At 72.2% G+C, this 17,841-nt stretch carries 14 protein-coding genes and 1 pseudogene; 7 read left to right on the top strand and 8 right to left on the bottom strand.

The genetic code is table 11. From position 1 onward, the window contains the following. The first annotated feature begins 29 nt into the window (after nucleotides 1-29). A complete protein-coding gene (locus BM204_RS06380; protein WP_091111374.1) occupies nucleotides 30-836 on the top strand; it encodes a patatin-like phospholipase family protein in 807 nt (268 codons plus the stop codon). 18 nt (nucleotides 837-854) lie between these two features. Here the strand turns inward: BM204_RS06380 and BM204_RS06375 are convergent, their stop codons facing one another. Continuing rightward, nucleotides 855-2,564, bottom strand: a complete 1,710-nt coding sequence (locus BM204_RS06375) for a hypothetical protein (RefSeq protein WP_091111372.1) — start codon at nucleotides 2,562-2,564, stop codon at nucleotides 855-857. Nucleotides 2,565-2,661: 97 nt separating this feature from the next. Between BM204_RS06375 and BM204_RS23695 the strand changes: the two genes are divergently transcribed. Next, nucleotides 2,662-2,964 carry a VOC family protein gene (locus BM204_RS23695; protein WP_501037382.1) on the top strand — a complete coding sequence of 101 codons (303 nt, stop codon included), beginning with the start codon at nucleotides 2,662-2,664 and terminating at the stop codon, nucleotides 2,962-2,964. Nucleotides 2,965-3,077: 113 nt separating this feature from the next. Here BM204_RS23695 and BM204_RS06365 read toward each other — a convergent pair whose 3' ends face one another. After that, nucleotides 3,078-4,949: a GMC family oxidoreductase gene (locus tag BM204_RS06365; RefSeq protein WP_091111369.1), complete on the bottom strand. Its 1,872-nt coding sequence runs from the start codon at nucleotides 4,947-4,949 to the stop codon at nucleotides 3,078-3,080. Between the two features lie 390 nt (nucleotides 4,950-5,339). Between BM204_RS06365 and BM204_RS06360 the strand changes: the two genes are divergently transcribed. From BM204_RS06360 to BM204_RS06350, 3 genes and pseudogenes are all read left to right on the top strand, one after another. Next, nucleotides 5,340-5,675: an ArsR/SmtB family transcription factor gene (locus BM204_RS06360; protein ID WP_091111368.1), complete on the top strand. Its 336-nt coding sequence runs from the start codon at nucleotides 5,340-5,342 to the stop codon at nucleotides 5,673-5,675. After that, nucleotides 5,672-7,360 (top strand): SulP family inorganic anion transporter, encoded by a 1,689-nt coding sequence (locus BM204_RS06355; RefSeq protein ID WP_218031274.1) that lies wholly within the window; start codon nucleotides 5,672-5,674, stop codon nucleotides 7,358-7,360. The genes BM204_RS06360 and BM204_RS06355 overlap by 4 nt, the downstream gene beginning before the upstream one ends. Nucleotides 7,361-7,375: 15 nt before the next feature. Further along, nucleotides 7,376-7,489: pseudogene (locus BM204_RS06350) on the top strand (DUF1905 domain-containing protein); the annotation flags it as partial. Here BM204_RS06350 and serA read toward each other — a convergent pair. Continuing rightward, the gene (serA, locus tag BM204_RS06345; protein ID WP_091111364.1) at nucleotides 7,490-8,683 is read right to left on the bottom strand and encodes a phosphoglycerate dehydrogenase; all 1,194 of its coding nucleotides are present in this window, start codon (nucleotides 8,681-8,683) and stop codon (nucleotides 7,490-7,492) included. Nucleotides 8,684-8,958: 275 nt separating this feature from the next. Here serA and BM204_RS06340 point away from each other — a divergent pair, with 275 nt between their 5' ends. Together BM204_RS06340 and BM204_RS06335 are read left to right on the top strand one after the other, a co-directional pair. Beyond that, nucleotides 8,959-10,002, top strand: a complete 1,044-nt coding sequence (locus BM204_RS06340; protein WP_091111362.1) for a zinc-dependent alcohol dehydrogenase — start codon at nucleotides 8,959-8,961, stop codon at nucleotides 10,000-10,002. 226 nt (nucleotides 10,003-10,228) lie between these two features. After that, nucleotides 10,229-10,483, top strand: a complete 255-nt coding sequence (locus BM204_RS06335; RefSeq protein WP_091111361.1) for a hypothetical protein — start codon at nucleotides 10,229-10,231, stop codon at nucleotides 10,481-10,483. Nucleotides 10,484-10,530: 47 nt separating this feature from the next. On the opposite strand, the gene BM204_RS06330 is transcribed toward BM204_RS06335, so the two are convergent. The 5 genes from BM204_RS06330 to BM204_RS06315 are packed head-to-tail and all read right to left on the bottom strand — an operon-like array spanning nucleotide 10,531 to nucleotide 17,734. Continuing rightward, a complete protein-coding gene (locus BM204_RS06330; protein ID WP_091111359.1) occupies nucleotides 10,531-11,046 on the bottom strand; it encodes a sarcosine oxidase subunit gamma in 516 nt (171 codons plus the stop codon). Beyond that, nucleotides 11,039-13,780 carry a 2Fe-2S iron-sulfur cluster-binding protein gene (locus BM204_RS06325; RefSeq protein ID WP_170259214.1) on the bottom strand — a complete coding sequence of 914 codons (2,742 nt, stop codon included), beginning with the start codon at nucleotides 13,778-13,780 and terminating at the stop codon, nucleotides 11,039-11,041. The genes BM204_RS06330 and BM204_RS06325 overlap by 8 nt, the downstream gene beginning before the upstream one ends. After that, a complete protein-coding gene (locus BM204_RS22545) occupies nucleotides 13,777-14,037 on the bottom strand; it encodes a sarcosine oxidase subunit delta (RefSeq protein ID WP_170259215.1) in 261 nt (86 codons plus the stop codon). Before BM204_RS22545 ends, BM204_RS06325 begins: the two co-directional genes overlap by 4 nt. Nucleotides 14,038-14,048: 11 nt before the next feature. Continuing rightward, nucleotides 14,049-15,272 carry a sarcosine oxidase subunit beta family protein gene (locus BM204_RS06320; protein ID WP_091111358.1) on the bottom strand — a complete coding sequence of 408 codons (1,224 nt, stop codon included), beginning with the start codon at nucleotides 15,270-15,272 and terminating at the stop codon, nucleotides 14,049-14,051. Nucleotides 15,273-15,280: 8 nt separating this feature from the next. Further along, nucleotides 15,281-17,734 (bottom strand): GcvT family protein, encoded by a 2,454-nt coding sequence (locus BM204_RS06315; RefSeq protein ID WP_218031276.1) that lies wholly within the window; start codon nucleotides 17,732-17,734, stop codon nucleotides 15,281-15,283. Nucleotides 17,735-17,841: the final 107 nt, after the last annotated feature.

The raw sequence follows: 17,841 nt of genomic DNA, 5'->3' as shown, positions 1-17,841 counted from the left end.
ACGGACCCATCAGCGTCGGGGAGGCACCCATGAGGCACCACAGCATCCCGCGACCAGTGGGGCTGGCACCCCTGGCCCCCCTCACCCCGTTGTCCATGGTCTACGGCGGAGGCGGCGTCTTCGGCATCAGCTACACGGCAGGCGTCGCGGCCGGCCTGGCCGCGGCCGGTGTGCCGGTCGCCACGGCTCCCGCCCTCGGCACCTCGGCCGGGTCCTGGACGGCCTCGGCGATCGCGCTCGGGCTGACCTACGACGACCTGGCCGCACTCGAGGTGCCGTCCCTGCCGACGCGGCGCCCGGGCGTCCTCGCCGACATCGCCCGCGAGGCCTTCGGGGAGGCCCGGCACCCGCTGGTGTCGGCCTCGGCCCTGTGCCTGCGCACTGCCCGCCGCCACATCCTCGACGGGGGCCGGCACGCCCTGGCCGACCTGGTCGCTGCCTCGTCAGCCGTGCCGGGACTGCTGCCACCGCACCGCGTCGACGGCCGGCTCTACCTCGACGGCGGGATGTGGTCCGCCACCTCCGTCGACGCCGCCGCCCGGGCCGCCCACGTCATCGTCGTGGCGCCCCTGTCCGGCGTCGTCCTCGGCCCGCTAGGACGTACGACGGGCTTCCTGCTGGAGCGCGAGCTGCGGCGTTGGCGGGTGCGTCACCCCGAGAGCGAGACCACCCTGATCCGTCCGTCGCGGGACATGGCCCGCATCGCCGGCATCCTGCCGACGGGCCTGTTCGACAAGGCCCGGGCGACCGACCTCTACCCGGTGGCGTTCGAGCAGGGGCTCCGGTGCGGGCACCTGCTGATGAACACGACCGCCGTGGCCCGCCCTGCCGCCTGACCACCGGCTGACCGGCGCTCAGCCCCCCGGAACCGGCCCCGGCTCACCGCCGGGCAGCCCCACGTCCACCCGGTCCGAGAGGCTGCACGTGGCCTCCACGTCGCACACGAGCGACGCATAGCCGGTCTGGAGGCCGGAGGTCACGTCGACGTACTGCAGGCGCACGGAGATCGGCTTGAGCGGCACCGAGACCGGCGTGCTGAAGCGGTTGAAGGTGGGAGCGTTCTCCACGCCGCCCGACGTGCCGAGCTGGTCGACGACCGTCCAGGTGACCTGGTCGCCGTCGGTGTTCCAGATGACCCACGGGCCGGCGGTCTCGTGCAGGTGACCGATGCTCAGCGTGCCGGGCAGCTGATCGGGGATGCCGTCGTCGACGGGCGTCGTGAGGCTCGGGGGCAGCTCCCGGACCGGGTCGAGGTCGTCGAGGCCGAGGAAGCCGGCAGCCGCGTCGGGCTGGTGCAGCAGCACCACGGACGGCTCGTCGCCCACGGCATCGCGCAGCTGGGCGCCGAGCTCCTCCTCGCTGATGCCGGCGGTGTTCTCCACCAGCGCCCCGAAGAGCGCCTTGTGCTCGCGGTCGTGGCCTCCCGCGAGCCGCAGCTCACCGATGTCGACGGTGTCGAGGTCGGGGGTCTCCATCCCCGCGTCCTCCATCTGCTGCCAGGTTGCCTCGGTGTCGTGGTCACCAGCCACCGCGACCACCGGCAGGTCACCTCCGGCCCGGGCCTCGGCCTCCACGAACGCCTCCTCGGCGACGGTGCCGTTGGAGGTGATGTCACCGGAGATGGTGCGCACGGTGACCGCCTCGGGACCGAGGAAGTCCAGCAGGTCGGCGTAGATCGCGGTCCGCGCCCGCGTGCCCACGAGGCTCCCCTGCGGGTCACCCTCGGCGATCACCAGTGTCTCGCCCTCCCGGGGTCGCAGCGTCTCACCCCTGATGTCGAGGGTGGAGGCGAAGGTCTCCTGGGCAGCGGCCACGAAGGCGGCTCCCCGCTGCTCGATGCGCTGGGTGTTCTTCTCGATGAAGGGCTGGACCTGCCGGGCCACCTCGAGGGTCTCCGGACTGTCGAAGCTGAGGCGGTCCACGCCCGGGAGCCTGAGGTCACCGGTCACCGGCTCGCTGCCTGACCAGGCGTCGAAACGCAGGACGGCGGCACCGGCCGACAGCCCGGTGGCGGCCACGGCCAGCACGCTCACCACCACGACGGTGCCGGTGTGCGAGGTGCGGCGCAAGCGACGCCAGGGGACGATCGCGAGCAGCACCCCACCGCCGAGCAACCCCGCCACGAGCTCGCCCTTGACGATCTCGTCCTGCAGGGTCGCGGCGAGCTGGGCGGCGTAGGCGTCGACCACCATGTCGGGGTCGTTGATCAGCGCGACATTGGTGCTGATGAAGCGGCTGTCGGCGTAGGACGCGAGGGTGCCGCCGGCCTCCGGCGGACCCGTGACGCGGGCCTGGGCGCCGATGCCGAAGGGGCCGGTCTCGCGCCAGTAGACCTTCCCGAAGATCCCGGTGTCGAGGGTCGACCGCCCGTTGTGGGTGAGCGACACCTCGACCGGCAGCGTGCCCAGCCGGTCCTCGAACCGCGTCGACTCGACGGCCCGGACGACGATCACAGGAGCCGCACCGATGGCGACCACCAGGCAGCAGGCCGTGTAGTGCCCGAGGAAGCGGCCCCAGCGTCGCCAGGGCACGCGCTGGAGGAGGTCGCGTCGCGGGCCGGGCATGTCACCGACGCTACAAGGGGGCTCAGCGCGACTCGCGGCACGTCCCGAGCTAACGGCAAGTAACTTACGCTAGTTACTCTACTGTCGGCCCCCGAGGATGATCCCGGGAGGAGGAGATGATGGCCGGACCCACGATCGACGTGCAGGAGCACCTGTGGCCTGTCGAGCTCGTCGACGGACGACTCGGGATCGGGGGCGGGGCTGGGTGTCGGTGGCGAAGCCTGGGGCCGGTCGCATGGCCGCCTTCTGGGCCGGTGTCACCGGCGGCACCCCGGCGACCGCGGGTGAGGTGGTCTTCCTCCCACCGGCAGGACCGGACGGCTTCGCGATGTTCTGCCAACCTCTGGAGAGGCCCCTGCCCGACCGACTCCCAGTCCACCTCGACCTGACGGTGCAGTGAGGCGCCCGGGTGGGCGAGGTCGATCGACAGTGGACGACGCTCGCCGACCCCGAGGGCAACCCCTTCTGGCGTCGCGGAGCACCCGCCGGCCTGAGACCGACGGGTGCGTCCGGTCAGCCGACCGTCGAGGCCAGGGTGAGCTGGTGGTCGCCGGCGATCATCTCGGCCGCCCGCTCGCCGATCATGATCGTCGCGGCGTTGGTGTTGCCGCTGACGACCGTCGGCATGACGCTCGCGTCCGCGACCCGGAGCCCGGCGACACCCATGACCCTCAGGTCGGCGTCGACCACGCTGCCCATCCGGCAGGTCGACGCCTCGTGGTAGACCGTCAGCGCGTAGTGCCGCGCCAGGTCCTCCAGCAGCGCGTCGCTGGGCGCCTCGCCCACCGTGTGGCCGTGGGCCTCGGCGAGCGCCGGCGGCACCATCAGCGGGCCGATGCCGGCGCCGGGCCAGTTGTCCACGATCTCCAGGGCCCTCCGCATCACCGCCACCATCACCGTCACGTCGTGCGGGTCGGCGAGGTAGTTGAGGTCGATCCGCGGCGCGTCGGCCACGTCGGAGCTGACCAGGCGCACCTCGCCCTCGGAGTGGGGCTGCACCGGGTTGGGCAGCACGACGATCGTCTCGGCATCGGCGGAGAGCGCGGTGTCGGGGTCGGCGAAGTAGTCGGCCGGCTCGACCCGGAAGAGGTGGCGCCAGATGTCGGGCGTGTACCCGCACGCCAGCAGCCCGATCTGGGCGTCGTGCGTGTGCAGGTCGCCCAGGCCCGTGGAGAAGAAGGCGACCGCGTCATAGAACGACGAGGAGGCCAGACCCTTGCCGGTCGTCGCCCACTCCGTGACGCGACGCTCGGCCTCGGCCTTGAGGGCGGCCAGCTCGGGCGGCAGGCCCGCGTCGTCGGCCGGGTCGGCGGGCAACGGACCCGCGGGAGCGCGCAGCGCGTCGGGACCGAGCGAGATGGCGATCTCGGTCATCGTCAGCGCCACGCCCGGCGCCGGGAAGGCCAGCGGCACGTGCAGGTGGTCCTTGAGGTGCTTGCCGACGTGGGGGTTGTCGAGGCGGCACTCCACGCCGACCTCGGCCAGCTCCGCGCTGGGACCGATCCCGGAGAGCAGCAGGAGCTGCGGCGACCCGATCGCCCCGGCACTGACCACGACCTCACGGTCGGCGTGCAGGGTCGTCGTACGGCCGTCGGCGCGGTAGCGCACACCGGTGGCACGCAGTCCGGCGCCGTCGACCTCGAGCAGCACCTGCTCGACCTGGGCGTGGGTGATGATCGTGAGGTTGGGGCGGTCCAGTGCCGGCACCAGGAACGCGTGGTACGTCGAGGACCGTTTGCCCTCGCGGGTCGTGGTCTGGAAGAGCGACGCGCACCCGACCGGGCCGCCACGGTCGCGACCGTTGTAGTCACCCATGGGGATGCCGGTCGCCTCGGCGGCCTGGACGAACTGCTCCGCGGCGACGGTGCGCGGCGAGCGCACCGAGACCCCGAGCGGGCCCCCCGTGCCGTGGGCGTCGTCGTCGATGACGACCCCATCAGGCGGTTCGGGCGCGGCGAGGTCCTCGCTCTTCACGAAGTAGGGCAGCACGTCGTCGTAGGACCAGCCCTTGCCGCCGTCGGCGGCCCAGCCGTCGAAGTCACCGGGGTGACCGCGCACGTAGGCCATGTAGTTGAGGCCCGACGAACCGCCGAGCATCTTGCCGCGCGGGACCATCATCCGATGATCCGTGAGGCCCTTGCCCGCGCCGCCGGGGTCGCCGGTGTACATCCAGTCGACCTCGGGGTCGAGCTGGAGCGAGGCGACCGCGGCCGGCATGGCTTCGTGGGGCGGAGGAGTCCCCCCGGCCTCGACGAGCGCGACGCGCACCGATGGATCCTCGGTGAGTCGCGCGGCGATCACCGCACCCGCGGACCCGCCCCCGACCACGATCACGTCGAACCGGTCGGTCGCTGGACTCTCGGGGCTCGTTGCTGCGTCGTTCATCGACGGCTCCTTCTTCCTGGGCTCTGGGGCGGCGGTGTGACACCTGCCACAGGCAGCCTGCCCCACCGAGGTTGGCGAACGGCTGCCCACTCACCGCCGTCAGGACAGGTCCGGAGCGCCCTCCCCCGTCGGCCGGCAGCCCCGGCACACCATGCGGATCGGCACTTCCGCCGACAGCACCGTCGGCTGGACCGACGCCCCGGACTGGTGGGGGAGGAGCACCGGCACCAGCCGCTCACCGCACGTCGGGCATGACGATGCCCACGAACCTTCCACCACTGCGCATCCCTCGTCATTCTCCCCACGCGATCGACCCTCCGGTGCCCACCGTGAGGCATCGCACACATCCACCGACATGAACACATCTTCATGTCATGTAGTATTCATGTCATGACGATGCCGCTGAACCAGGCCAAGGCCGAGCTCTTCAAGACCCTCGGCCATCCGGCCAGGATCCGCGTCCTCGAGCTGCTCTCGGAGCGAGACCATGCCGTCCACGAGCTCCTGGAGAAGATCGACATCGCGCCGAGCAACCTCTCCCAACAGCTGGCGATGCTGCGCCGCACGTCGCTGGTGGTGTCGCGGCGAGATGGTGGCAAGGTCGTTTACTCGGTCAGCGTGCCGGAGGTGCGCGACCTGCTGCTGGCCGCTCGCGGGATCTTGTCCGGGATCATCGCGGTGCAGGGCGAGCTGAGCTCCCAGCTGACCTCCGCCCAGCGCTCGTGAGGTCCACCGGCCGCGTCCTCGCGGCGCGCACGGCGCGGATGCTTCCCCGCGCGTCCGACTGGACCCACGGTCGCCCGCTGCGCGACCTCGTGGCCGGCGTGATGGTCGGGCTGGTCGCCCTCCCCCTGGCGCTGGGCTTCGGCGTCAGCTCGGGGATGGGCGCGACCGCCGGTCTGGTGACCGCGATCGTGGCCGGAGCCGTGGCCGCGGTCTTCGGCGGCAGCCGCTTCCAGGTCAGTGGACCGACCGGCGCCATGACCGTCGTCCTCGTGCCGATCGTCGCCAGCCACGGACCCGACGGAGTGCTCGTCGTCGGCCTGCTCGCCGGGCTCATGCTGGTCGGTCTCGGAGCAGCCGGGGCCGGACGGTTCATCCGCTACGTCCCGGTGCCCGTCGTGGAAGGCTTCACGCTCGGCATCGCCGCGATCATCGCGCTGCAGCAGCTCCCAGGCGCCCTCGGGGTCGACGTGCACGCCGAGAAGGTCCTGCTCCTCTCCTGGCGCGCCGTCGACGCCTTCGCGGCCGACCCCCAGTGGGTGCCGCTGGCGATCACCGTCGGCGTGACCGGACTCGTCCTCGCCCTGTCCCGGTCCCTCCCGCTGATCCCCGGCTCCCTCGTCGCCGTGGTCGCAGCGACCCTCGCGTGCTCCGTGCTCGGCGCAGATGCAGCCACCATCGGCCACATCCCCTCGAGCCTGCCGAGCCCGTCGCTCCCCCAGGTCCCCTGGGCCGACCTGGACACGCTGCTGCTGGCCGCCATCGCCGTCGCCGCGCTCGCGGCCCTGGAGAGCCTCCTCTCCGCCACGGTGGCCGACGCCATGAGCGTCGGACAGCGCCATGACTCCGACCGGGAGCTCGCCGGCCAGGGCCTGGCCAATCTGGTCGCCCCGCTCTTCGGCGGCATCCCCGCGACCGCGGCCATCGCGCGCACTGCCGTCAACGTCCGCTCCGGGGCCACGACCCGGCTCGCCGCGCTGATCCATGCGCTGGTCCTGCTCGTCATCGTCCTGGTCGCCTCCCGATGGGTCGGGGAGATCCCGCGCGCAGCGCTCGCCGGTGTCCTCATCGCGACCGCGATCCAGATGGTGCGCGTCTCGAGCATGGCCGCTCTCCTGCGCTCCACGCGTGGCGACGCCGTGGTCCTGGCGATCACCACCGTCGCGACCATCACCTTCGACCTGGTCACCGCGGTCCTGGTCGGCCTCGTCCTGGCCGGGTTCTTCGCCGTGCGGGAGACCGCCAGGTCGGCTCGGCTCGAGGAGGTGCCGCTCGAGGACAGCGACCACGTCGACGAGGAGCTGGCGCTGCTGGACGAGCACATCGTGGCCTACCGGCTCGACGGACCGCTCTTCTTCGCCGCCGCCCACGACTTCCTGCTCGAGCTCACCGATGTGACCCGCGTGCGCGTGGTCGTGCTGCGGATGTCACGCGTCACCGCCATCGACGCGACCGGCGCCCACGTCCTCGCCGACACGATCAGCCGCCTCGAAGGCCGCCACGTCACCGTGCTGCTCTCCGGCGTCCGGCCCCAGCACGAGCAGGTGCTCCGCGAGCTCGGCGTCTATGACCGGCTGGCCCACCGTCGGCACCTGTTCGGCACCACGCCCGAGGCCATCGCCCACGCCCGCGAGCACGCCAGCCGCATCGCCCGGGAGGATCAGGCGGCCCACACCCCGGGATCCTGACCTACCTACCGCACCACGATCGGTGTGTCGGGTGGGCGCTACCTGGTGTCCTTCAACGCCGAGACGCGCAAGCAGACCGGCCGTGCGGCCGGTGACGAGGTCGAGATCGAGATCGACCCCGACCGCTGACTACCAGGTGCGCGCCCAGAGGCAGTGCTCGGAGGCGAACAGCTCCTCCATCGCGTGCCCGGACAGCGGGGCCGAGGCGTCGGTGACGACGTAGCCGAGGGCGTCCCGCGTGGACAGCTGCTGGCCCACGACGTTGTCGCCGTCCGCGGCGAAGAGCGCATTGAACCCGGCGAGGACCCCGGGGACGTTGTGGTGCAGGAAGCCCAACCGGTGGCCCTCGTTGAGGGCGGGGGTCACCACGGCCGGCAGGTTGACCGACAGGGCGGTGCTGCCCTCGAGCGCGAACCCGGTCAGCTTGCCCGCCACGAACCACCCGATCTCCGCCTGCGCCTCCTGCGTCGACCCCCCGATGTGGGGCGTGAGGATGACGTTGTCGAGCCCACGCAGGACGGACTCGAAGGTGTCGCCCTGCACCTTCGGCTCGACCGGGAAGACGTCCAGTGCCGCGCCGGCGATGTGGCCCGAGACGAGGTGGTCCCGCAGGGACTCGTTGTCGACCACCATGCCGCGAGAGGCGTTGATGAACATCGCCCGCGGCTTCATCAGCGCGAACTCACGGGCCCCGAAGAAGCCGGCATTGCCCGGCCGGCCGTCGACGTGCAGCGTGACGACGTCGGAGATCTCGAGGAGCTCGTCGAGCGACCGCATCCTGCGCGCGTTGCCGTGCGCCGGACGGTCGGCGGTGTCGAAGAAGACCACGCGCATCCCCATGGCCTCGGCGAGCGTCGAGAGCTGGGTGCCGATGTTGCCGTAGCCGACGATCCCCAGCGTCCGGCCCCGCACCTCGTGGCTCCCCCGCGCCGACTTGTCCCAGACCCCGTCGTGCATCCGCAAGGTCTTCTCGGGCAGCCGACGCGCGAGCGCGATGATCTCGCCGATGACCAGCTCCACGACGCTGCGCGTGTTGGAGTAGGGCGCGTTGAAGACCCCCACGCCCCGTGCCGACGCTGCGGTGAGGTCGACCTGGTTGGTGCCGATACAGAAGCAGCCGATCGCCAGCAGGTCCGGTGCCGACTCCAGCACGCGGGCGGTCACCGTCGTGTTGGAGCGGATCCCCAGCAGGCTCACGCCGTCGAGGGAGTCGATGAGCTCCGACTCCGACAGTGCGCCGGAGCGCAGGTCGACGTCGTAGCCCCTCCCCTCGAGCACCTCGACCGCCGTGGGGTGGATGTTCTCCAGAAACAGTGCCTTCATGGGACAACACCGTAGGGCCAGGATTGCCGCGCCCCACACTCCTGCCGTCGGCGTGGTCAGCGGTCCTTGACCGGAACGTCGCCGGTGCGATCCCACGAGGAGCGACTCGCCCTCGCTCCCGGGCCCCCGTGCCAAAGGTCCCCTCACGCGCGGACGACCGGCCCTGTCGCCGCTGCCTGGCTTCGGGCCACGGTGATCGTGGAGGCACCGCATGCCTGATCTCGTCCCTCCGAGGCGAGGCGTCACGCACGCCCTCCACACAGAGGGGCACCGCCATGAAGGCAGCCGTCGTCGTCTCGTTCTCCGCACCACTCCAGATCGTCGAGCGTGACGTCCCGACGCCCGCGGACGGTCAGGTCCTCGTCCGCCTCGAGACGTGCGGACTGTGCCACACCGACATCCACGCGGCCGGCGGGGACTGGCCCGTCCGCCCCTCGCTCCCGTTCGTTCCCGGCCACGAGGGCATCGGGATCGTGGAGCAGCTCGGCTCGGGCGTCACCAACCGCTCCGTCGGGGACCGGGTCGCGATCGCCTGGCTGGGCTCCGCCTGCGGCTCCTGCCGCTATTGCATCGATGGACGCGAGACGCTGTGCGAGAGCCAGGAGAACAGCGGCTACTCGATCGACGGCGCGTTCGCCGAGTACGCCGTCGCGAGTGCGGCCTACGTCGTGCCGGTGCCCGACGGCGTCAGCGCCGTCGATGCCGCCCCGCTCAGCTGCGCGGGCGTCACGACCTACAAGGCCATGAAGGTCGCCCAGATCCAACCGACGGAGAAGGTCGGCGTCTTCGGGATCGGCGGGCTGGGCCACCTCGCGGTCCAGTACGCCCAGATCATGGGCGGTTCCGTCGTCGCCATCGACGTCCACCAGGCCAAGCTCGACCTGGCCCTGGAGCTCGGCGCCCACCATGTCGTCGACGCCGGGACCACTGACCCAGTCGCAGCGCTCGAGGCGCTCGGCGGACTCGACGTGGCCGTCGTGCTGGCTACCTCCCCCCACGTGTTCGAGCAGGCCTTCGCCTCCTTGCGCCGTGGCGGGCGACTGGTGTGCGTGGCCCTGCCGGCGGACGGCGGCGCCATGGACATCCCCATCTTCGAGACCGTCATCAAGGGCATCTCGATCATCGGCTCCATCGTGGGCACCCGCCAGGACCTCGTCGAGGTCTTCGCGCTCCACGCCGCGGGCCGGACCCGGGTGATTGCCGAGACCCGGAGCCTCGACGACGTCAACGCGGCGATCGCCGACGTCCTGGCAGGGACGGTCGCAGCGCGACTGGTCTTCGAGTACGCCGCCGTGCCCGCCGCCGCTGGCATCGGCTGATCGGCGCGACCGGGCGCGATCGACGGCTCCTCGATGCCCGCGGCGACGTCCCGGTCGTGATCGGGCGGCGGAGCCTCCTGCGGTCGGCTGCTCTCGGTGCGGCGACCCTGCTGGTCGTGGGGGACGGTCTGATCGCCCACCGCGCCTACGACCAGGGCGTCCCGGCGAGCGCACACAACACCCAACCCTGGATCTTTGCGGTGGCCGAGACCCGCTGGAGAACCTCGTGCTGGGCGCCCAGGCCGACGGCTACGCGACCGAGGTCGCGCTGGACCCCGAGGGTGCCGTCGGTGCGGGCCGGGCTGCGCCCCGGGTCTCCTGGGGGCACCCTGGGGGCACCTCGGCCGTGCGCTACGGCGGAGATCTGCAGTCGATGCGCCGCGCGGTGAGCGAGCACTGGCCGGCCGTCCTGAGCGACCGTCGCGGTCCTCGCGCTGACCCTCCTGCCGGCTTCACGCCGTACGCCGCCGCCGACCGGTGAGCGCACGATCATCCTGAGTCTCACCCAGACCGTCGGTGGACCGGTGCTCAGAGGTCCTCGACAGCCGCGTCGGTGAGCCACGCGGCGAGGTGACGGGCGAAGGCAGGGCGCACGTAGACCCGGAACGCGTCGTCGCCGGTGCGGCCGATCGCGACCTGCGCACCGACCAGGAGCCCCTGCACGCAGCCGCCCACCGGGACCCGCGACAGGTCGATCGGACAGCCGTGGGCGAGCACCCGCTCGGCATTCTCGCCGGCGAGGACCACCGTGGTCCGCTGTGCTGAGACGTCCACCGCGCTCGCGCCCTCGTTGCCGGAGCGGACGACCCCGGCCAGCGGGACCTCCAGGCACGGCTCGGTCGCGGGCGCGCCGTCGACCAGCCACCAGGTCGGCCCCAGCTGCCAGCACCAGGTCGCGCCGACCCCGGCTGCCTCGGGACGAGCCTGCGAGCGGACCTCCACCAGCGAGCGGAACGGCTCCTCGGCCATCCTCAACCGCGGGCTGTCGACCCCGAAGCCGCGCCCGGCCAGCGGAGAGCGGCGCAGGTCAAGGACGTCACCCATCGCGGCGGGCTCCTTGCTCGTCGTAGGACACCGGCCCGGTGACCCGGACGGCGAGCGGCACCAGGTCGTCGACCGCGTCGAGGACCTCACCCACCCGGTCCCGGCCCCCGTCGAGCAGGGCGAGAGCGAACGGCCGCCCGTCGTGGCCGCTCGGGTAGGCACTGGTGACGTGCCCGGCCATGGCGACCGGGAACGCCGTCAGGTCGGCGCCGTGGGCGACCAGCTGGGCGCCCTCGACGATTCGTGAGCTGCCGTCGAGCGGCACCAGCCCGACCAGCTGGCGGCGATCCGGTCTCCGGGCGTCGGCGCGCGCCAACGAGCGCATCCCGATGAAGTCCGTCTTCTTGCGCGAGACCGCCCACGACATGCCCAGGTCGTGCGGCGTGACCGTGCCGTCGGTGTCCTGGCCGACGATCGGGAACCCCTTCTCGGCGCGCAGGACGTGCATGGTCTCGGTGCCGTAGGGCGTGATGCCGTGCGGCGCGCCGGCCTCCTCCACGGCATCCCAGAGCGCCGCGGCGTACCAGGAGGGGACGTGCAGCTCGAAGGCCAGCTCACCGGAGAACGAGATCCGCAGGACGCGCGCGGGGATGCCCGCGACCGGAGCCTCGCGCCAGTCCATGAAGCCGAACGCCTCGGCCGACCAGTCGTGCTGGGGCGCGAGCGTCGCCACGACGTCGCGCGAGCGAGGTCCGGCGACCGCGACGACGGCCCACTGGTCGGTGACCGAGGTCAGCGCGATGTCGAGTCCGGGCCACTCGGTCTGGTGCCACTCCTCGAGGGTGTCGAGGACGGCGGCGGCGTTGCCGGTCGTGGTCGTCATCAGCCAGTCGGTCCCGGAGAGCCGGGCGGTGGTGCCGTCGTCGACGACCATGCCGTCGGGCCCGCACATCACGCCGTACCTGACCTTGCCGACCTTGAGGGTCGAGAAGAGGTTCGTGTAGACGCGGTCCAGCAGCACGCCGACATCGGCGCCCTGGAGCAGGATCTTGCCGAGGGTGGAAGCGTCCATCATCCCGACGCCGGTGCGCACCGCCCGGACCTCACGCGCCACCGATGCGTCGAGGTCCTCCAGGCCGTCGGCGGTGGACCTGGGGAAGTACCACGGCCGCTTCCACTGCCCGACGTCCTCCATCGGGGCGTGCGCGACCCGGTCGTGCGCCTGGCTGACCCGGACCGGGTCGGAGAGCTCGCCGCGGTTGCGGCCCGCGAGGAGAGCGAAGGACAGCGGGACGTAGGGCGGGCGGTAGGTCGTGGTGCCGACCTCCTCGATCGGGCGGCCCAGCTCCTGGGCCAGGACGCCGACGGCCAGGACGCCGAAGCCCCGGCCCTGGTCGGCGCCGGTGCCGATCGTGGTGAAGCGCTTGACGTGCTCGACGCTGCTCAGCCCAGCGGCGTGCGCCCGCCGCAGGTCGGCCAGGGTGGCGTCGCGGTGCGGGTCGAGGAAGACCAGCTCCGGGTCGCCGGCGTCGGCGCGGAAGACCGTGGCGGGGGGCTGGAGGGTCTCGCGCCAGCCGGGCACCACGTCCTGGTCCCCGGCCGCGGCCCCCACGACGACCTCGCGGCCGACCTGGCCAGGGGCGGGGACGTCGGGAACGAACCCCGCGACCTCGTCTGACCAGCGGGTCCGACCGCCGGGGTGGCTGAACAGCTCGACGGCAGGGTTGGCTCCACCGCTGATCGCCAGCAGGTCGACGTCGAAACTCCCGACGGTGGTGTGCACCCGGATCAGCCGACCAGATTCGTCGTCGGACCCATCGGTGCCGGTGACCTCGGCGCCCAGGTGCAGCGCGATCCCGCGACCGGCCAGCGCGGCGGCCAGGGGGCCGGCCATGGTCTCGCGCACGTCAAGCACGGCGACGATCTCGGTGCCGGCGTCGGCCAGCTCGACGGCCGCGTGCAGACCGGCGTCGTGCGCGGTCCACACGACGGCCCGCTCGCCCGGCAGCACGGCGTACCTCGTGACGTAGTCGGCGGCCGCGCAGGCCAGCATCACGCCCGGCCGGTCGTTGTCGGCGAAGACGAGCGGCCGCTCGTGGCTGCCGGTCGCCAGCACCACCCCGACAGCCTGGACGTGGTGGAGGCGGCGCTTGGCGACGCCATGCGGACGTTGCTCGAGCGCGACGAGCCGGCCGTGACCGTGGGAGCCGGTCACGGTGGTCCGGGTGAGCACGGTGACCCCTTCGAGCCCGTCGAGCCGGGTGAGCAGGTCGCGCAGCTCCCGGCCGGCCGCAGAGTCGGCAGGCAGGTCGGCGGCTGCACCGCCGAGCGCGGGTCCGTCGTCGAGGATGAGCACACGGGCCCCGTCTGCGTCCTCGGCGGCCGCCACTGCAGCGCGCAGGCCGGCCAGTCCCCCACCGACGACGGCGATCTCGGCATGGCCGTAGAGGGTGTCGTAGCGGGTGGTGTCGTCGCCGGCCGGGAGCCGGCCACGCCCGGCGATCCGCTCGACCGCGAGCCCGTCGTGGACCTCCAGCGTCGTCGCGGCCACCATCGGCTCGCCCCCGCCGGACAGCACCTGCACGTAGGCACAGGCGTCCTCGACGCCCACCCCCATCACGCCCCGGGGGCGGCCGGAGTAGATGCCGCGGGAGAGCAGTGGGCGGTCGGCGGCGAGCAGCGCGGAGGCGACGGTGTCACCGTGGTAGGCCGCGACCTCGACACCGTCGACGGTGATCGTGACCGGCCGGCTGCGGTCGATGCGCGAGCCCCCGGTGGGCAGACGACGACTCATGCCGCGCCCTCCCGGACGGTCCTGACCTGGTCGGTCACGGTGTGCCGCTCGACGTGGAACCACAGCCGGCACCCGGCCGCGTGGAACCAGCGCTCGCGGAACCAGCCTCGCGGGTTCGCTCGCACGAAGAGGTACGCCGCCCACTCACCGTCGGTGAGCGCCGCCGGGTCGGTCGGGTAGTCGACGCCGGCGGCAGCACCGTAGTGGAACTCGGTCGCGTCGCGCTCGCCACAGTGGGGGCAGGGGATCCTCAGCATCGGTGGGCTCCTCAGTGGGCCACGGCGGCGGCGCCGTGCTCGTCGATCAGGCGGCCGGTGGTGAACCGGTCGAGGGCGAAGGGTGCGGCCAGGGGGTGCGGGCGCTCGTGGGCGACCGTGTCGGCATAGACCGAGCCGACGCCAGGGGTGGCCTTGAAGCCACCGGTGCCCCAGCCGCAGTTCACGTAGGCGTTCTCGAACGGCAGGTGCCCGATGATCGGCGAGGCGTCGGGGGTGACGTCGACGATGCCGGCCCAGGTGCGCAGCACGTGGGCGCGCGCGAAGATCGGGAACAGCTCGACCGCGGCGGCCATCTGCTCCTCGATCACGTGGAAGGAGCCGCGCTGTCCGTAGCCAACGTGCGCGTCGACCCCGGCCCCCATCACCAGCTCTCCCTTGTGGGCCTGACTGACGTAGACGTGCACGGCGTTGGACATCACGACCGTGTCCAGGACCTGCTCGAGGAGCTCGGAGACGAGCGCCTGCAGCGGGTGGCTCTGCAGGGGCAGCCGGACGCCCAGCTGACCGGCAAGGACGCCGGAGTGCCCGGCGGCCGACAGGGCGAGGCGGCCGAACGAGATGTCACCGCGGGTCGTGGAGACGCCCGTGACCCGGTCGCCAGAGGTCTGGAAGCCGGTGACCTCGCAGTGCTGGATGATGTCGACGCCGAGCGCCTGGGCGGCGCGCGCGAATCCCCAGGCGACGTAGTCGTGCTTGGCGATGCCGGCGCGGGGCTGGAAGGTGCCGCCGAGCACCGGGTGCCGCGGCCGGTCTGTCACGTCGAGGATCGGGACCAGCTTGCCGATCTCCTGGGCATCCAGCCACTGGGCGTCGAGACCGTTGAGCTGGTTGGCGTTGACGCGGCGCTTGCCCTCGCGGATGTCGGAGAGGTTGTGGGCGAGGTTGAGCACCCCGCGCTGGCTGAACATCACCTGCGTGTCGAGCTCCTCCTCGAGGCTCTCCCACAGCCGCAGCGAGTGCTCGTAGATCCCGGCGCTCTCGTCCCAGAGGTAGTTGGACCGGATGATGGTGGTGTTGCGGGCCATGTTGCCGCCGGCCAGCCAGCCCTTCTCGAGGACGGCGACGTTGGTGATGCCGTGGTTCTTGGCCAGGTAATAGGCAGTGGCGAGGCCGTGCCCGCCGCCGCCGACCACCACGACGTCGTACGACGCCTTCGGCTCGTCCTCGCGCCAGAGGAACTCGGGGTGGCCGGGAAGCCGTGCGGAGATCGTCATCGGTGACCTCAGCCCCGGAGCCGCGTCATGGCGGGGTCGAAGAGCGGCTCCTCGGTGACGACGTAGGGCAGCCGCTGGTCGAAGTAGCCGATCTCGACCTCGGTGCCCGGAGCGGCGAAGGCAGCCGGGACCCAGGCGTAGGCGATGGCGCGCCCGACGGTGTGGCCCCAGGCCGCGCTCGTGACGTAGCCGACCGGCGCTCCGTCGGCGAGGACCGGCTCCTTGCCCATCACCACGGCCAGCGGGTCGGTCGAGGTCAGGCAGACCAGCTTCTTGGCGACAGCCCCCGGATCGAGGTCGGCCAGCGCGGCCTTGCCGACGAAGTCGTCCTTGGCCATCTTGACCGCGAAGCCGACGCCGGCCTCGTAGGGGTCGTGGTCCCAGGTCATGTCGGCGCCGAAGGAGCGGTAGCCCTTCTCCAGACGCAGGCTGTTGAAGGCGGCGCGGCCGCCCGCGAGGACGCCGTGGTCCTGGCCGGCCCGCCACAGGGTGTCCCAGAGCTTCATGCCCAGGTCGGCGGTCGTGTAGAGCTCCCAGCCCAGCTCGCCGACGTAAGAGAGCCGCATCGCGGTCACCGGGACCATGCCGACGTGGGCCTCGACGGCCCGGAAGTACTTCACTCCTGCGTTGCTGAAGTCGTCGGTGGACACGCTCTGCACCAGGTCTCGGGCGGCCGGGCCCCACAGGCCGATGCAGCAGGTGCCGGCCGTGACGTCGTGGACGAAGACGTCGGCGGGCGCGAGTGCCTGGAGGTAGGCGAGATCCAGGTTGCCGTTGGCGCCGATCTGGTAGCGCTGCTGGCCGGGCGCGGCACTGAGCCGGGCCACCGTGACGTCGCTGCGGATCCGACCGCGCGGATCGAGCATCAGGCAGTAGGTCACGCTGCCGACCGAGGCGGCGACGTTGCCCGTGACCAAGGCCTGGAGGAAGGCCGTGGCGCCGCGACCGACGACCTCGATCCGCTTGAGGGCCGTCATGTCGTACATCGCGACCCGCTCCCGGGTCGCCCTCGCCTCGGCGCCCGCGATCGGTGACCAGTAGCGGGCTGCCCAGTCGCCGGGGACGGCGACGTCGTAGGTCTCGAGCAGGCCCACGTTGGCGTCGTACCACTGCGGCCGCTCCCAGCCGTTGGCCTCGAGGAAGTAGCCGCCCAGCTCGCCCTGGCGCTGGTGGAACGGCGGCAGCCGCAGTGGCCGCGGAGACTCCATCGGCTGGAGCGGGTGGAGCAGGTCGTAGACCTCGACGAAGTTCTGCTGGTCGCGCTCGAGGACGTAGGCAGGGCCGACCTGGTGCCGCTCGAAGCGGTCCAGCGCGGCCTCGTGCACGTCCGTGGTCGGGACACCGTCGACGAGCAGCTCGGCGACCGCCCGGCCGACACCGGCGGAGTGGGTGACCCACACGGCCTCGGCGACCCAGAAGCCCGCCACGTCCGGGCTCTCGCCGATCAACGGGCCGCCGTCGGTGGTGAACGAGAACATCCCGTTGATGCCCCACTCCACCTGCGTGTCCGCCAACGCGGGCAGCAGGATCTGCGAGTCCTTCCAGGGACCCTCGAAGTCGTCGGGCGTGAAGGGCCGCACGCTGGGCATGCCCTGGGCGTCCCCTGGCCGACCCCAGTCGTCGAAGTCCTCGACGGCCACAGGGATCGGTCGGTGCGCGTAGGAGCCGACGACCTGGTGGTCGAAGTCGTCGCGGTAGTAGAGGTCCTCGCCCTGGTGCCGCAGGATCGGACGAAGCGCCTCCTCGACCTGGCCGGCCTGGGCCGGCACCGCGGTGGTGCGGACGAGCTGGTGCTCGAGCGGGGTCAGCGGCAGGGTCAGGCCGACCATCCCCGCGACCTTCTGGCCCCAGATGCCGGCGCAGCACACGACGATGTCCGCCGGGATCTCACCACCGGTCGTCGCGACGCCGGTGACCCGGCCGTCGGCGACCAGGACGTCGGTGACCTCGGTGCCGGGCCGCAGGGTCGCCCCGTGCTGCTCGGCGCGACGAGTCTGCGCATCGACCGCGCGGACCGCCTTGGCCAGGCCGTCGGTGGGCGTGAACAGCCCACCGAGGACGAGCGTCGGGTCGAGCAGGTCGTGCAGCTCGACGCACTCGACCGCCGTGAGCACCCGGGCCTCGACGCCGCTGGCGGTGAGCCAGCCGGCCCGGCGGTGCAGGTCGGCCAGGCGGTCGGGGCTGGTGGCGACCTCCAGGCCGCCGACCTGGAGGAAGCAGGGGCCGTCGTCGGACGCCAGGGAGGCGAGCTTCTCCACCGTGTAGGTCGCCAGCTCGGTCATCATCCGCGACGGGCTGGCCTGGAAGACCAGTCCCGGCGCGTGCGTCGTAGAGCCCCCGGTGTGGGGGATCGGACCGGCGTCGACGACGGTCACGTCGGTCCAGCCCCGCTGCGTCAGCTCGTCGGCGAGCGCGGCGCCCACGACGCCCGCCCCGATCACGACCACCCGCGGTCCAGCCACGTCCGCCTCCCTCGTTGTTGCGCCTTGCGCAACTTATCTCGCACTGCGCAACAGTGTACGCCGATGCCTCGCCGACGTCGTACGACGATGGCGTCTCGCACCTCCCC

The sequence above is a fragment of the Nocardioides psychrotolerans genome (genome assembly GCF_900113685.1).
Lineage (GTDB): Bacteria > Actinomycetota > Actinomycetes > Propionibacteriales > Nocardioidaceae > Nocardioides > Nocardioides psychrotolerans.
This window is presented reverse-complemented; position numbering and strand designations above follow the sequence as displayed.